Source organism: Lentzea sp. DG1S-22 (assembly GCF_036321065.1).
Classification (GTDB): domain Bacteria; phylum Actinomycetota; class Actinomycetes; order Mycobacteriales; family Pseudonocardiaceae; genus Lentzea; species Lentzea jiangxiensis.
In genome coordinates this window covers 4,221,239-4,234,992 of sequence record NZ_CP143276.1, presented here as the reverse complement: position 1 = coordinate 4,234,992, position 13,754 = coordinate 4,221,239, and the positions used below count along the sequence as shown (strand labels likewise).

Below are 13,754 nucleotides of genomic sequence, written 5' to 3'. Positions count from 1 at the left end.
GCGACTCCCGAGCCCATCGATCACATGTTCGATTATGCGTGCTGGCGGGGCGTCGAGCTACAGCAGCTCGCGGACCGCGCTGAAACGGTCGTCGGTTCGCGCTGAGGGCATCTTTTCGGCGAAGCTCGCGGCCCGTTCGAGGGTGGCCTTTGCGGCGTCGAAGGCGCCGGTTCGGGCGTAGGACTCAGCAAGGAACGAGAGGTACAGCGCGACCTCGCGCGAGTGCTCTTCCGGGTACGTCGCCACGGCTTTCGACAGCAACGGCTCGGCCTTCGCCGGGTCGCCAAGCTCGATCATGCACCGACCGGCCATGACGTCGATCTCGGAGCGGTTCAGCCAGTACACCCACTCGGGTTCCTCGATCTCCGCCGACCGCGCCTCGTATGCATCGTCCACGGCGTCCAGTGCACGACGAGTTGCGTCCCGATCGCGGGTTCGAGCGTTCGCCCACGCCACACGTTCGAGTAGCAGTGCGCGGACCACCGGAGTGGCGTCGCGCGCCCCCTTGACGGCTGACCGCGCGAGCAGGAGCGCGTCCTGTGGCTTCCCGATGTTCGCGACCTGGTAGCTCAGCGACGAGAAGAGCTGAGCCGCGAGCGCGCTGTTCCCGGCCTCCTCCGCGGCGTCAACGCCTCCGAGATACTTCCGCTCGGCGTCCGCGTGCTTTCCCGCATCGCTTGCAACCCACCCGGCGAGCTGTGCGAGTTCACCCGTGGCAGTCAGCAGCTGGCGGCCGATCGGCTCCGTGAAGGTGCTCGTACGTATGAGCGCGCGGGCCTCATTCAGCTCCTTCTCGATCGCAGGGAGGAGGTCGGTGCTGCCGACGACATCGTCAAGGTGGCGCAGCTCGACTACGCGGGCGTCGAGTTTGTCCGCGAGCGACTTCCCGACCTGCCGGCCGGAGCGGCGGTGCTCGACCATCGGGGAGTCGGCCAGGAGCCACTCGTGTGCGCGGCGCACAGGGTCGCTCCCGAGCGGCACGCCGAGCGCATCCTCGTACGCGGTAACGACATCTGGCTTCGCAGCGCGGAGGCCGTTTTCGATTCGGCTCAGGTACGGCTCGCTGTAGTGGGTCGCCTTGGACATCCGGGCGAGGCTCATCCCGGCAGCATTCCGCGCCGCTCGAAGTGCGGCCCCGAGTTCCGACACAACGCCTCCGGTTTGGCAAGACTTGGCAAGGCCTCTACCAGCATAAACCGATCCCATCTCGGCTAGAAATAGAGACCTGGGTAGCCCCCGCCGATCGGCCCCGAAACCGTTCGACGGGGGCGGCCCGTCCAAGTCGGGAGGTAGGTCAATGCTCGCCGGGGCACTGCTCGCGTTGCTGGGAGTTGTCTTCAGCTTCGCGGTCGTTTACCTGTGCCGCATCTGCCACGCCTGGCTCGGCTGCACCTCCTGTGATCGTTTCGTGCATCTGCGATTTCTCCTTGATCCGCCGCTGAAGGCAGCACGCAGATTCAGGGAGGGCGTTCATGTTCGTATTGGGAAGGACTGTGGAAGGTGAGTGAGGGCGAGCAGGCAACTCCGGAGCAGATCGAGACCATGATCGCGCTCCAGGCGTTGCTTCGAAACGGGTTCATTGCAGTCCCTTACGGCGACAACCCGGCCGAGCCGGACGAGCTGGGATTCGTGAAGATGCGCTGGGACATTCACGAAATCGTGCGGGTCTACGACGAAGACGAAGCAAGCGCAGTTCGCTTGGTTGGAGGCGTGCCGAAAGAGAAGGCGGAGGGCAAGGCCGTGGACGTAGTGCGGACGGTTCTCGGCTGGCCTCAGATCGTCGCAGCCAACGGCAACCGGATCTGACCGTGAGTACCCACCTGCACTCGGCAGAGTTGGCCGCGGCCACCTGGGGTGCCGAACAGTGGATTGGTACTGGACTCGCCGTCGCCTCCGTCGCATTCATCGTCTCGGTTTTCGCCTGGGAGCGACTGAAGCACACGCGCCTCTTTGGCTGGACCTGGAAGAGGAATCCGAGGAAGCGCAAGAGGAAGTAGCACGCGCTCGCCCCTGTAGCCCAACTGGTAGAGGCAGACCCCTTAAAAGGGTTTCAGTAGCGGTTCGACTCCCGCTCAGGGGCACCAGCGGCCTGCGCGAAGCAGATCGTATCGAGGAAATCGTGAGAGGACGGCAATGACGGCAACGATTGAGCCTGCGGCCAAGCTCGCCCAGGCCAGGGTTTCGACTGAGTTCCGTATGAAGTGGCGCAACCAGATCATGCGCGAACACGATCTGGAGTTCGTGGAGGCCGACCGGATCATCTCGGACACGTTGAGCTTCCTCACCGTGTGCATCGCCTACCCGTGCACCACGTTCCGCCCGAGTCAGAAGGTCGACATCGGCTGGCACACGTTCATCCTGAACACCAAGGAGTACGCGGCCTTCTGCGAGAAGTTTGCCGGGTACTTCATCCACCACGTGCCGGACGAGTTCACCGCGCCGCGCCGCGACCAGGCCGCGGTTCAAGAGGTGCTCGCACCTACGGTAGAGGCCATCACCAATGCTGGCTTGCCGCTGCACCCGGAGCTGTGGCTGTCGGGCGGCGACAAATGCTCTCAGTGCCACGCCGGGTGCACCAACTGCGGCCAGGGCGACGGCTTCCACTAGCAGTCCGAACAAGAGGAGTCTGACGATTAACCGCCTCAACTGGAGCGACCTGCCCGCAGGTGTGACCAACGCTGTCAGCGAGTACACGGGCCACGTGATCGAAGCGGAGGATGCCTCTGCCGGCCGCAACTCCGCGGTCGCTGCGTCGCTCATGACGGCAGGCGGCTGGATCTTCTGCAAGGGCATCAAGGCGGACGATCGACAGGCTTTCATGCACCGCAACGAAGCCGCGGTGAACCCCTTCCTGCCTCGGGACGTGGCTCCACGGCTGTTGTGGCAGGTCGAGAACGATGGGTGGTTGCTGCTCGGATTCGAGCACGTCTCCGGGCAGCACGCCGACTACTCGCCAAACTCGCCGGACCTGCCGCTCGTGGCGAAGACCGTGCAGGTGATCAGCCAGACCGAAGCGCCAACGATCGCGGACGACAGGCGCGCGATTCAGGGACAGTGGGCGGCGGCTCTGGATCAAGAACTGGCCCTCGCACCGCCTGACGACGCCCACTCATGGTCACGTGAGAACGCGCTGACGATCGAGGAGTGGGCACGCCGTGCCCCGTCCTACCTCGGCGGCTCCGCGCTGATCCACTCCGACCTCAACCCGTTCAACGTCCTCGTGGCAGATCGAGCACAGGTCGTGGACTGGGCTTGGTGGAAGACGGGACCCGCATGGGTCGACGCCGCACACCTCGTCGTGCGATTGGTCGCCGCCGGGCACTCCCCAGCGGAAGCCGAGGCGTGGGCCGCCCAGTTCGACGGGTTCGGCTCTGTAGAGCGTGACGGCATAACAGCGTTCGCGGCCTCGCTGGTGCGTCTCTGGGAACGGAAGTTCGCGGGGACCGAGGCTACGGATGCCGCGGTGCGCTGGCTTGAGCACCGGCTCAACAGCCGCTGAAGCTTGCGCACACGAGAGCCCCCGCCGAAGGGATCGGCGGGGGCTCTTTGCTGTCTGGCCGGCCTCAGGTCACGCGGCGGCTTCCTCCGTGTGGATGGTCCCGTTGTTGAGGTGGTTGGTGAGCAGCTCCAGGCCACGGGTCAGGCGCTTGCTGATCGCGCGCTGGCTGACCTGCTCGTGCTTGGCGATCTCTTCCTGGGTCCAACCGCAGGCGTGAGTGAGGAACAGGGCGACCCGCAGCTCGCGGGTCAGGTACGTCTTGTGCCAGGCGGAACTGATGTCCGCCAGGTGCGCCCAGTAGGTGCCGGCATGGGAGGCAACGGAAGATGCTCGGGGCATGTCCGGATCAGGGGCCTGGGAGTTCTGCATCCCCCAGGCCCACGCCCTACCCCAGACAGTCGGCAGGAGCCGCTCGACCTGTTCCGGGGTGTAGGTCAAACTTCTGCCCCCAGGCAGTCGGTCGACACGACCCGGTTGGACCGGCGAACTACCGGGCGGTACTGATCCCGCAGCCTCGACCAGAACCACCGGACGAGGTGGCCGGGGTTGGTCTCGTCCGCGAGGTAGGCGAGGACCCTGTCCGGGTTGGTGGCGGCAAGGATGGCCGCGTCCTGCCGGAGGTCGGCGATCTCGACGACGTGCCCGAAGTCGCGGGCGATGCTTCCCGAGGCGATGTTCATCGCCTCCACGACGGGGGCGAGCTGAGCCACGCGCCAGTCAGTCCGGTCGGTCAACGAACCACCTCCAGTGGGCCTACGGCCCCGTCCTTGGTCACGGCGACGATCAGGCCGGGGTGCCCGGTCGTGCCCTTGGCGTGCCGCCACCAGGTCGATTCCGACTCCAGTGCGGGCGGCTGGATGAACAGGCGACGTCCGTCGCTGTCGATGTGCTCGTGGTGCAGGTGGCCGGCGAGCAGCAGGTCTGCCTGATGCATCGGCGAGGCGGTGTTGAACGCCTGGCCCTTCCACCACTCGAAGTGCTTGCCGGGCTTCCACTGGTGCCCGTGTGCGTGCGCCACGACGGTCCCGGCTACCGGGAGAACGACGGTCAGCTCATCGGTCTCGGGGACGTAGAACTCCACGTGTCCGAAGGTGTCCGGGTTGAGCTTCGCGGCGTCGGAGACGGCGATCAGGGACTCGGTGTCGTGGCTGTCGTCGTATCGCGTCAGGCCCTTGCCCTGGATGCGAACCGCCTGGTCGTGGTTGCCGGGCACCGCGGCCTGGGTCAGCTGGCGAGCCAGCGGAGCGAAGGTGAGCAGCGCGTGCAGCATCACCCGGCGGTGCAGGCGGATCTGCTCGGTCTGCGTGAGCCGGGTGCGCCACACGTTCGAGCCGCCCTGCGAGACGAACCCCTCGGTGTGGTCACCCAGCCAGCCGATGTGGACGTGGCCGATGTCGAACCGCTGACGGTAGAGCTCCAACAGCTCGGCTGCCCGGTCGATGCCGTCGACCGCGCGCTTGAGCGTGCCCTCCACCCCGTCGCCGTCGATCTTGCCGAACTGGGTGTCGCCGAGGGCCACGATGAAGCCGTGGTCGCCGTCCGCTCGGTTGGCGGTCGGCTTCTGCACGCGGATCTCGGAGAACAGCTCATCGAGCGGCGGGCGCTCGGTGCTGGCCGCGGTGCCGCGACGGGCGAAGCTGTACCGGGTGGAGATGCCGGTCTCGCCCGAGGCCATCGTCCACTCCGAGGAGCGGAAGCCGGTTACCTCCCACAGCGCCGGGTCTTCGCCCTTCTCGCGCAGGAAGTTGGCTGCCGCGCTCTCGTCGACCTCGACGTCACTGCGGACGACGACCTCGGCGGTGTCGCCGGAGACCTCGACCGCGCGGGTGAAGTCACGCTCGGGGTTGGCGGCTCGCGGGGGGATCGCAGGGCCGACCGGCTTGGCGAGGAGCTGCTCCGTCAGGCTGTCAGCCAACGTGGACACCCCCTTCCTGGCGAGTGGCTCGCCGGTAGTTGCGGATGGTGGACGCGGACACGGTCAGGCCGTGCTCGCGCAGGACTGTGGTCAACCAGTCGGCCGAGGTGGTGCCGAGCAGGTGTGGGCGCAGAGCGGCCCTCTGGTCGGAGTTGAGGCCGCCCCAGAGGGCCGCGAGGGTGGGGCCTGGAGTCCCAGGCAGGGGTTCGGTCACTCGGGCTGCACTGCCTTCCTGTGAGCGGAGCTGCTCACGATGCGGAGGAGTTGTCGGAGCACGGAGCGGATGTCGGAGGCGCTGTAACGACTCGGGCGCTTGGCGATGTCGGAGGCGAGCACCACCCAGGCCCCGACGCCGTGCTGCCCCTCGACGGCGCGGACGTAGCAGGTCGCGTGCACCGGCCCCCAGAAGTCGGACAGCACCACCTGGTCGCACTCGGCGCCGGTCCAGTCGCTCGTGCCGTCCGAGCGCGTCACCTTGCGGCACAACACACAGAAGCGATCAACCAGTCCGTCGTGCTCCGGGTGGAAGCCGAGATCGCGTGGCTCAGCCGGGTAGACCGGCACTCGGACGGTGATCGTCTCGGTGCTCACGCCGGCACCACCTCGACGCGCTGCACGACGGTCACGTCCTCGGGGTAGTCGACGACCTCGTCCCCGAAGAACTGCCAGTGCCCGACGTCCTCGCCGTCGTCCACGAACAGGGCCAGCTCGCCGTCTTCCTCGCCGTACCGGATGACCAGAGCGAGCTGGCCGTGCGCGAAGTCCTGTGAGGTCACGGGTTCTTCGGACCCCAGAACAGCTCGGCGACGTTGGCGACCTGCGTCGTGTGCATGACCGGCGCCGCGTCCTTGAGCCGTGCCGTGCCGCGGCGGTGCAAGGCTTCCCGCCACTCGACCGCGAGAGCGGCGACCTCGATGAGGCTGCTGGCGAGGTCCTTGGGGTCCTGCTTGGTGAGCGCCACGGAGGTCTTCTCCAGGAGCATGTCGCGCCAGGAGACCACGCCGTACCGCGCAGCCTCGTCGATGTTGTGGCGGGCGTCGTGCAGCATCCCGACGAAGGCGGGGCCGGTCCCGTCCGCGCGGTCCGGCTGGCCGGCGGAGGTGGACAGTCCGAGGGCGGCGACCTCGGCGTTGCGCTCGGCGCGGATCTCGGCGAGGACCCCGTTGGTGGTGCGCACGCGCTCGGTCGAATGGGTCAGCTCGGTGAAGGTCAACACTGTGTAGGGCTCCAGGTGTTCGCTGTAGGCGGGGGAAGGTGTTGCAGGTGGCGCTGGTCGGCGGGGTCCCCGGACCACCAGACCTCGGGGACGTCGCGGGTCACGCCGCGACCAACTCCTTGGGCCTGAAGGCGTCGAAGATGGCGTCGCGGCCACCGGCCAGGTAGGTGTCGGTGACGTCGCCGATCTGAGGCGACAGCCGCACACCCTTGGCGGTGCGCAGGGAGCGGGTGACCTTGCTGACGAACTCGGCGCCCGCGTCGTCCGGGTCGCCCCAGACGTACACCCGCGAGAAGCCGGCCAGCATCCGGCGATGCCGGGCGAACCAGAGCTTGGCGCCGGGGATGGCGACGGCGTACAGGCCGAGCATCCGGAGGATGACCGCGTCCAGCTCGCCCTCGCAGATGTGGATCTCGTCCGCGGCCTCGTGCACGGCGCCGACGTTGAACATCCGGGGGGTGTCACCCTCCAGCGTCATGTACTTGCCGTGGAACAGCGCCCGGTGGTCGTGCTCCTGGAGACACCGGAAGCGGATCATCAGCGGCCTGCCGTTGCGGTCCAGGTAGGGGATCGCGAGAAAGCCGCGGAACTTCCCGTGTCCGGGGTGAGGGTCACCGACGACGCCAAGCCGGAACGTAACCGCCGCCTCGCGGCTGATTCCCCTTGCGAGAAGCCACCTTGCGGCGTCCGCCGTAAGCGCTGCCTGATAGCTCGTCGTCGCCTCCTCCAGCGCTTCCCGTTGCGAGTCCGAGAGAGGCTGCAAAGGTTCGTGCTCCGACAAAGTCGAGGTCCTCCTTGAGCTGGATCAGGTTGAAGCTGTCGCCCGCCCGGCCGCAGGAGTGGCAGTTCCACAAACCCTTGTCGAGATCGACGCTGCACGAGGGAGTCCGGTCCTCGTGCAGCGGGCAGGCGACCATCTGGCGGGTGCGGCCGGAGAAGCGGACGCCGTAGTGCTCGAAGAGCGCGCCCAGGTCCGGGCGCTCGACATCCGTCACGCCAACTTCCGGCCGCGCAGGGTGCCGGTCGTCCGGTCGTAGCCCAACTCGGCGAGGCTGGCCGGCGTCGGCACGACGTCGAAGAGCAGTTCGGCGGCGCGGATCTGGCGGACGCCCCAGTGCTCGATGCCGAGGTCGTCGGCTTCCAGTCGGGCGTCGATCTCGAACTCGACGGTGGCGGTGTCGGTGCCCTGCGGCCAGGCGCGCAGGTCCATCCACTCCTGCCACTCGCCGCCGCGGATCTCGGCCTGCGCGGCGAGCTCGTCCAGCGTGTTGGAGATGACGGCGAGGTAGGGCTTCAGGTGCTCGTTGGTCACCTGGTCAACCCGAAGTAGTCGCCCACGGTCGTCAGGACGAGCGCGTCCTTCCAGTTCATGCCCCGGCGCTTGACCACGGCGATGCTGGCGACGCGCGCCCGGTCGAGGTTGCGGTGCTTGGCGAAGTGGCCGCCCTCGGCCAGGGCCTGGCGGACGAACTCCGTCACGTGGAGTTGGCCGGCCTTGGCCTCGATCACGACGAACTCGCCAGGGTTGGCGAAGTCGCGGACCACGAGGTCGCCCTCGTCTTCCTTGCCGGTCAGCACGAGGCGCTCCACGTCCAGGCCCGCGTCACGCAGGCCGTTGCGGAGGTCGCTCTGCCACTGGGCGCCGCGGCGCCGGTTGGCGGCGTTGCGCTTCGCGGTGTCGGTCAAAGTGAAACACCTGCCAATGCGGGGTTGTGGGTGTCGATCGCGTGGAAGCGCGTCTTGTCGGGCTCGCAGCGCAGTGCCGCGTAGGTGCGCGCTGTCGGGTCGGACGGCCCCATGCGCTGCTTGATCACCGCGATGCGGTAGATGAGCGACGTCGGGTCCAGGGCCACGGACAGCGACAGCTCCGGCTTCTCCGACAGGCCACCCTTGACCTGGTCGCGGGACGGCGGCGCCCACGGGTCGCTCTTGGCTTCCCAGGACTTGTCGCTGGCGTGATGCAGGAGGATGACGGTCGCGCCCGTGGCGCGGGCAAGCTCGGTGGCCGAACTCATCACCGCCATTTGCTCGGTGTAGTCGGACTCGGCCCCGTCGAAGTCCATCAGGTTGTCGAAGACGATGACCTGCGGGTACTCGTCCCACAGTTCGATGTACGCCTCCAGCTCCTCGTCGACCGCCTGCCAGGTGATCGGCGAGCCGAAGCTGAAGGTGATGCGGGAGCCGGCGAGGGCGTCGAGGTACTTCTGGCGGTGGTGGCCGCCTTCGGCCATGCCCGCCTCGACCATCTCCGTCGTGTGCCCGAGGGCCATCGACGCAAGGCGGGACGAGGCGGTGAAGGCGCTCATGTCGGCGCTGAAGTACAGCGTCGGCAGGTTCATCTGCGCGACCCAGAACAGCGCCAGGCCGGACTTCTGCGTGCCTGACCGACCGGCGATCATGATCACTTCCCCGTGACGGGGCCTGCATCCCAGGTCGTACAGACTCTGGAATGCAGGCACCCGAGGAAGCTCACGGCCGGACTCGGCGTGCAGACTCAGCGACCGCGAGGGCGTGAGCAACTGCGATGCCTCCTAGACCCGCGGGGGCCAGTGGTAGTGACCAGGGGTCGGCTCCTCCGCGTACGGCACGCCGGGCAGTGGGTGCGCGTACGGGGCGACCTGGTTGAAGATCAGCAGGTCCGCGGTGGAGCCGTCCTCATGAACGTCGGTGATGAGCGCGGCGCGCGTGGCGCCGCCAGGGTCGGTCGTGTAGTGCACGAGCCGAGCCACGCTGGGGGTGGGGGCGGAGGCGGACCGGGAGGCCCGCCTCGTGCCCTGCTGCGCCTCGGCCATCAGTCGAAGTCGGGCGCGTCCGACATGGCGGCCTGGAGGGCGGCCTCGCGCTTGGTCGCGTAGGCCACGACCTTCTGCATCGTGGCGCGGTCGACCTGACGCCACACCCAGGCGGGCTTGCTGCCGGGCGTCTTGCTCGGCACCTGCGCCAGGGTCACGACGGTGGCCTGACCGACGAGCTGGCCGAGGTCGCGGGCCAGGACGGTCTGCTCGACGCGGACGCCCTGCTGGATCTCCGGCTCGCCGCTGTCGAGGTTGGCCGCGGTCTGGAAGGCCGAGATGTCGACGAGGGCCGAGTCCTTGGGGCCGTGCGGCGTCGGCCGCTGGCGCTCGAAGCTCTTGACCTCAACGAGGATCGCGACAGCGCCCTGGAGTTCGGCGGGCTTCAGCCAGCCACCGGACTGGTTGGGGATGTCGGCGAAGGTCAGCACTGTTGGGGTTCTCCCTAGGTTGGGGGTGATGAGGTGAAGCGGAGAGCCGCATGTCTCAGGTTACCCATGCGACTCGAAGAAAGGCGAGGTCAGCGCCTCGCCGAAGATGTTCTCAGGTTACACAATCCGGATTGGAAGTGCAACCCCTGTTAGCGCGTGATCTCGCGGAGCTTCTTCGCGGAGGCGCGGTTCTGCGCGGCCGAGAACTCGGCGAACGCAGCCTGGCCGGCGAGCGTCTCGATCTGGGCCGCCGTCTCCTGCGCGACCATCTCCTGCTCGCGGGCAGCGCTCTCCAGTGCCTCCGCGGCCTCGGTGAACTGCGCCAGGGCACGACCGGCCTGGACGTCAGCCAGGGTCAGCCGCTCGGACAGCGACGGCTCGGCGGGCTCGACGGACTTCGAGAAGGGGTTCTTGAACACGGGTGCGGGACCTCCTAACGAGACGGGACGAGGGACAGGCGCAAGATCAGACGGCAGCCTTGAGTGCCCGGCCCTTGGCCTTGTAGGCGTCCATCAGGGAGCCGTCCGCGAAGGCGGCCTGGTTCGCGGCCCAGAGCTTCTTGAGCGCCTCGACCGACGCGCAGGCCTCGATCTGCGCCAGCATCGGGTTCACGGCCGGCTTGTCGTCGGTCGGCCAGGGCGGGTCCGCAGGCGAGGAGCTGGCGCTGGCCCAGACATCCTCTGCGGTGGTCGTCTCCGTGACCGGCTTTGCGCCCAGCTCGTCCTTGAGCAACTTCATCGCCCGAGCCTCGGCTTCCGCCTCTGACTCGCCGGAGCTGCTGGCCTGCATCCCCGCGGGCATCGGGGCGCCCGAGGCGACCTTCGCGGCGAGCTGAACCAGCTCGTGCAGCGTGCGCTGCTCCGTCGCGTAGGAGTCGAGGCCGAAGAAGACGATGAGGTCGTCGCGGATCTCGGCCGGCGAGCCGTAGAAGACGGCCCAGGGGTCGGCCTTGTCGCCCTTGCCCTTGATGGTGACCGTGATCCCGCGGGCCTTGCTGTTCTCGTTGCTCACTAGGGTGTGGGCTCCTCTCGTTCGATGTTCTCAGGTTACCCAATCGGAGATGATTGTGCAACTTGAGAGTCTGTGGCCTGGCTCACCGGCGGCGCGAGGATGAGGTCATCCCGGATCGGCAGCTCATTCGAGCGCCGACCGCCGACCGCACGGCAGTAGTCCCGCACTCCGCACCCTCGACACAGCGACGTGACGTTCGGCAGGAAGACGCCGTTGCGAATGCCCGTCCACGCCATCGCGTACTGCGCGTCGATGTACTCGTCGCTGTAGACCGTGAGGTCTTTGAGGCCGGTCAGCTCGCCGTCGCTCGCCATCCAGTAGGCGCCCCACTCGGCGTCGATGCCGTACTTGCGCCACAGGGCCACTCGATAGCTGCCGAGCTGGACCGAGGACAGCGGCACCGCACCAGTCTTGAGGTCGACGATGACGACCTGGCCGTCCGGCGTGATGTAGACGCGGTCGATGAAGCCCAGGAAGGGGTCGCCCGCCACGTTCTCGTTGACCATGACCTCGATCCCGACCGAGCCGTCCGGCAGGATCGCGATCTTCCAGTCGCTGGCGGCCTTCCAGGCCAGCCACTTCTCCACGTAGATGGGGCCGTAGACCAGCCACCACTCGTAGTCCTTCTTGTTCGGCCCGCCCGTGGGGCCGATGTTCTTGAGCTTCTTGCCCGAGGGCTTGACCTCGACGCCGTTCTTGCGCTCCTTGGCGAGCAGGCTGTCGAACGTCTCCTTGAAGCTGGGGATCTCACCGACTCGACGACCGACCTCGTTGAGGTCGTGGGCCTCGGTGATCGTGTGCACCGCTGAGCCGGCAACCGTCGCGTACCAGGTGGAGCCGTTGAGCTTGTGGCCGCGCTCCAGGCGCCAGCGCTCCCCGCACTCGGAGTAGGACGACAACGAGGAGTAGGACAGCCTGCTGGGAACCTGGATGGTCAAGCGCCCACCCGCGGCGCGACAATCTCCGGGACGATGATCTCGGGGGCGATGTCGGCGTCCTCGACGGGCTCGATCGGCACCAGGTAGCGGCGCACCCAGCCGTCGTCGAGCAGCTCGGCCTCGCACTCGTCCAGGGGGATCGGCTCGTAGCCGAGCAGCGCGAGGTGGGTCAGCGTGTGCGCCACCCAGCGAGAGGCGGTGTCGGGCGCGACATCGACGTAGAAGTTGAACTCCTCGGTGTCGAGGTAGAAGCGGACCCGTCCAGCCGCCATGCCCGTCAGGAGGGGCGTCGCCCTGGCGTCCGAAGCTGCGCGGTCGTCGCCGTCGAAGACGGTCGGAACCGCACGTGTTGGGGCCGTGTCATGCAGTGGTGCCGTGTGCACTGAGGAGCGTCCTTTTGGGTAGGTTGAGATCGGGTAACTTGAGAAGTTCTCCTCTGTTCTACCCGATCTTGCGCTGCTCGTCAACGGGGGGCGGGAGACGGACCGCGTCACTGTCTGTTGTCGATTCCATCTGATCCATCGATCATGGAATCAAGCCCGTTACCCCTACTGGCCAGTAGTAAACATCCAATATAGTTTCGCGTCAAACAGAAGCGCCCCAGGCCGAAGGCCGGGGCGCTGTCATTTCGTCACTTGGGCGACTGTGCAAGTGTGCGTGCAATTGCGTGATCAGGTGAAGCTTCAACCAGTTAGGCTTCGGACACCGGGAGTGACGCAAAGTCACGGCGGTCGCTGCTCCCTCCATCGAGCGAGGGGCGACGGATCAGGTCGTCGTCCTGTGGCTCGCGCGGGACGTAGAAGAAGCCTTCGTCGGTGTCGGGGTCGTAGTGAACGACCGCGTTTTCCAGCTTGATGGCGTCCAGCCAGTTGGTCAGGCGCGTCTCGTCTTGGGGGCGGAGCTCGAACCCTTGTCGCCGCCGCGCTTCCAGCCTGAGCATGGTCAGCGGCGTTGCCCACTGGTGTTCCTCTTTGACTTTCCATGGCACCAGTTCGGGGTCGCGGGCCATTCGTGCCTCAAACCCGCTGCGGCGGCGATAGTTGGACCACATGGAGATGGTCGTCTCGATGTTGTACTTGCGTAGGTACTCCTCGACCATCCAGCGGAAGGTCTTGCCTTCCTCCATCCAGCGGCGAACCTCGCCCTCGTCCTGGATCTTTGACCTCGCCATGTTGCACACCCTTTATGGTTGTCCCCTGATCAATGCGTGTGTAACCTTGCCACATTGGAACCTTTGTCGCAAGTAACATTTTAGGCGATCCTAAGTGGTTGCACGGGCAACTTGGGGAGATGGGGATGAGGGTTACCGTCACGGTGTGCGACGTCTGCGAGGACGCCGAGCGGGAGACCAGGTCTTGGCAGATCCGGAACGTGAGTGGGGGCGTGGCCGGGAACGTGGACCTGTGCGAGGAGCACGAGGCGCCCTTGGCGGCACTGCTCGAAAAGGCCTCCGCGACGAACGCGGGGAAGTCCAAGCCCAAGTCCAGGGCTACTGGTGCCGCACCCGCGAAGGCGCGCTACCGCCCGCATGGGATCAGGGTCACGACGCCCGAGGAGATCGAGAAGAAGAAGCGCGAACAGGGCGCCTGATCACAACGACGAAAAACGCCCCGCCCGCTGGATGAACCAGCGGGCGGGGCGTTTGCATTTCCGAGATCAGCTCTCGTCGGAGCCGCGGGTCGCCGGGGAGACGGCGCCGCGCGCCCAGATGACGAGGACGGCGGTACCGAGCAGGTCGACCGCGCCAGCGATGGCGGCCTCAGCCTCCGGGTCGATCGGCAGGACGCCGAGGACGACGAGGGTGTGCAGCAGGCCGGTCAGCGCGGCGACGATGGCGCCGCGGATGACGAGGGGCTCGCGAGAGGTGAGCGGGATGGAAGCCACGGGGCTGCTCCTTGGGTGAGGGTGGATGGAACGCCGAACGCCCCCGCTGGCGCTTGGCCGGCGAGGGC

Annotated in this window: 25 protein-coding genes and 1 tRNA gene; 5 read left to right on the top strand and 21 right to left on the bottom strand. The window is 67.2% G+C overall.

What is annotated here, in order from left to right:
• Positions 1-57: 57 nt before the first annotated feature.
• Entirely contained in the window at positions 58-1,206 is a 1,149-nt protein-coding gene (locus tag V1227_RS19110) for a helix-turn-helix domain-containing protein (protein WP_442916509.1), read from the bottom strand.
• A gap of 294 nt (positions 1,207-1,500) precedes the next feature.
• Here V1227_RS19110 and V1227_RS19105 point away from each other — a divergent pair, with 294 nt between their 5' ends.
• From V1227_RS19105 to V1227_RS19090, 4 genes are all read left to right on the top strand, one after another.
• Positions 1,501-1,806, top strand: coding sequence for a hypothetical protein (locus V1227_RS19105; RefSeq protein ID WP_329793917.1), 306 nt, complete (start codon positions 1,501-1,503; stop codon positions 1,804-1,806).
• Positions 1,807-2,006: 200 nt separating this feature from the next.
• A tRNA-Leu gene (locus V1227_RS19100) sits at positions 2,007-2,084 on the top strand.
• A 49-nt stretch (positions 2,085-2,133) separates the two neighbouring features.
• Positions 2,134-2,607 (top strand): glycine-rich domain-containing protein, encoded by a 474-nt coding sequence (locus V1227_RS19095; protein ID WP_329793916.1) that lies wholly within the window; start codon positions 2,134-2,136, stop codon positions 2,605-2,607.
• A 94-nt stretch (positions 2,608-2,701) separates the two neighbouring features.
• Positions 2,702-3,499, top strand: coding sequence for a phosphotransferase family protein (locus V1227_RS19090; protein ID WP_329793915.1), 798 nt, complete (start codon positions 2,702-2,704; stop codon positions 3,497-3,499).
• A 69-nt stretch (positions 3,500-3,568) separates the two neighbouring features.
• On the opposite strand, the gene V1227_RS19085 is transcribed toward V1227_RS19090, so the two are convergent.
• The 19 genes from V1227_RS19085 to V1227_RS18995 form a co-directional block, all read right to left on the bottom strand.
• Positions 3,569-3,838 carry a sigma factor-like helix-turn-helix DNA-binding protein gene (locus tag V1227_RS19085; protein ID WP_329793914.1) on the bottom strand — a complete coding sequence of 90 codons (270 nt, stop codon included), beginning with the start codon at positions 3,836-3,838 and terminating at the stop codon, positions 3,569-3,571.
• Positions 3,839-3,933: 95 nt separating this feature from the next.
• Positions 3,934-4,233, bottom strand: a complete 300-nt coding sequence (locus tag V1227_RS19080; protein ID WP_329793913.1) for a hypothetical protein — start codon at positions 4,231-4,233, stop codon at positions 3,934-3,936.
• Entirely contained in the window at positions 4,230-5,414 is a 1,185-nt protein-coding gene (locus V1227_RS19075) for a hypothetical protein (RefSeq protein ID WP_329793912.1), read from the bottom strand. Before V1227_RS19075 ends, V1227_RS19080 begins: the two co-directional genes overlap by 4 nt.
• Positions 5,407-5,628: a hypothetical protein gene (locus tag V1227_RS19070; protein WP_329793911.1), complete on the bottom strand. Its 222-nt coding sequence runs from the start codon at positions 5,626-5,628 to the stop codon at positions 5,407-5,409. The genes V1227_RS19075 and V1227_RS19070 overlap by 8 nt, the downstream gene beginning before the upstream one ends.
• Positions 5,625-6,005: a hypothetical protein gene (locus tag V1227_RS19065; RefSeq protein ID WP_329793910.1), complete on the bottom strand. Its 381-nt coding sequence runs from the start codon at positions 6,003-6,005 to the stop codon at positions 5,625-5,627. The genes V1227_RS19070 and V1227_RS19065 overlap by 4 nt, the downstream gene beginning before the upstream one ends.
• Complete coding sequence (locus V1227_RS19060; protein ID WP_266038230.1) at positions 6,002-6,190, bottom strand: hypothetical protein; 189 nt, start codon at positions 6,188-6,190, stop codon at positions 6,002-6,004. The genes V1227_RS19065 and V1227_RS19060 overlap by 4 nt, the downstream gene beginning before the upstream one ends.
• A complete protein-coding gene (locus V1227_RS19055; RefSeq protein ID WP_329793909.1) occupies positions 6,187-6,630 on the bottom strand; it encodes a hypothetical protein in 444 nt (147 codons plus the stop codon). Before V1227_RS19055 ends, V1227_RS19060 begins: the two co-directional genes overlap by 4 nt.
• Before the next feature lie 100 nt (positions 6,631-6,730).
• The gene (locus tag V1227_RS19050; RefSeq protein WP_329793908.1) at positions 6,731-7,168 is read right to left on the bottom strand and encodes a toprim domain-containing protein; all 438 of its coding nucleotides are present in this window, start codon (positions 7,166-7,168) and stop codon (positions 6,731-6,733) included.
• A gap of 73 nt (positions 7,169-7,241) precedes the next feature.
• A complete protein-coding gene (locus tag V1227_RS19045) occupies positions 7,242-7,625 on the bottom strand; it encodes a CHC2 zinc finger domain-containing protein (protein WP_329793907.1) in 384 nt (127 codons plus the stop codon).
• Positions 7,622-7,942, bottom strand: coding sequence for a hypothetical protein (locus V1227_RS19040; RefSeq protein WP_329793905.1), 321 nt, complete (start codon positions 7,940-7,942; stop codon positions 7,622-7,624). The genes V1227_RS19045 and V1227_RS19040 overlap by 4 nt, the downstream gene beginning before the upstream one ends.
• Positions 7,939-8,316, bottom strand: coding sequence for a hypothetical protein (locus V1227_RS19035; protein ID WP_329793904.1), 378 nt, complete (start codon positions 8,314-8,316; stop codon positions 7,939-7,941). Before V1227_RS19035 ends, V1227_RS19040 begins: the two co-directional genes overlap by 4 nt.
• Positions 8,313-9,089, bottom strand: coding sequence for an AAA family ATPase (locus tag V1227_RS19030; protein ID WP_329793903.1), 777 nt, complete (start codon positions 9,087-9,089; stop codon positions 8,313-8,315). The genes V1227_RS19035 and V1227_RS19030 overlap by 4 nt, the downstream gene beginning before the upstream one ends.
• Before the next feature lie 72 nt (positions 9,090-9,161).
• Complete coding sequence (locus V1227_RS19025) at positions 9,162-9,422, bottom strand: hypothetical protein (protein WP_329793902.1); 261 nt, start codon at positions 9,420-9,422, stop codon at positions 9,162-9,164.
• Positions 9,422-9,853: a hypothetical protein gene (locus V1227_RS19020; protein ID WP_329793901.1), complete on the bottom strand. Its 432-nt coding sequence runs from the start codon at positions 9,851-9,853 to the stop codon at positions 9,422-9,424. Before V1227_RS19020 ends, V1227_RS19025 begins: the two co-directional genes overlap by 1 nt.
• A gap of 149 nt (positions 9,854-10,002) precedes the next feature.
• Positions 10,003-10,272, bottom strand: a complete 270-nt coding sequence (locus V1227_RS19015) for a hypothetical protein (protein WP_329793900.1) — start codon at positions 10,270-10,272, stop codon at positions 10,003-10,005.
• Between the two features lie 46 nt (positions 10,273-10,318).
• Complete coding sequence (locus V1227_RS19010; RefSeq protein WP_329793899.1) at positions 10,319-10,864, bottom strand: hypothetical protein; 546 nt, start codon at positions 10,862-10,864, stop codon at positions 10,319-10,321.
• 35 nt (positions 10,865-10,899) lie between these two features.
• Entirely contained in the window at positions 10,900-11,802 is a 903-nt protein-coding gene (locus V1227_RS19005; protein ID WP_329793898.1) for a RecB family exonuclease, read from the bottom strand.
• Positions 11,799-12,074, bottom strand: a complete 276-nt coding sequence (locus V1227_RS19000; protein ID WP_329793897.1) for a hypothetical protein — start codon at positions 12,072-12,074, stop codon at positions 11,799-11,801. The genes V1227_RS19005 and V1227_RS19000 overlap by 4 nt, the downstream gene beginning before the upstream one ends.
• Before the next feature lie 419 nt (positions 12,075-12,493).
• Complete coding sequence (locus V1227_RS18995; RefSeq protein WP_329793896.1) at positions 12,494-12,973, bottom strand: hypothetical protein; 480 nt, start codon at positions 12,971-12,973, stop codon at positions 12,494-12,496.
• A 125-nt stretch (positions 12,974-13,098) separates the two neighbouring features.
• On the opposite strand from V1227_RS18995, the gene V1227_RS18990 reads away from it, so the two are divergent.
• The gene (locus V1227_RS18990) at positions 13,099-13,392 is read left to right on the top strand and encodes a hypothetical protein (protein ID WP_329793895.1); all 294 of its coding nucleotides are present in this window, start codon (positions 13,099-13,101) and stop codon (positions 13,390-13,392) included.
• Positions 13,393-13,458: 66 nt separating this feature from the next.
• Here the strand turns inward: V1227_RS18990 and V1227_RS18985 are convergent, their stop codons facing one another.
• Positions 13,459-13,686 carry a hypothetical protein gene (locus V1227_RS18985; RefSeq protein ID WP_329793894.1) on the bottom strand — a complete coding sequence of 76 codons (228 nt, stop codon included), beginning with the start codon at positions 13,684-13,686 and terminating at the stop codon, positions 13,459-13,461.
• Positions 13,687-13,754 lie beyond the last annotated feature (68 nt).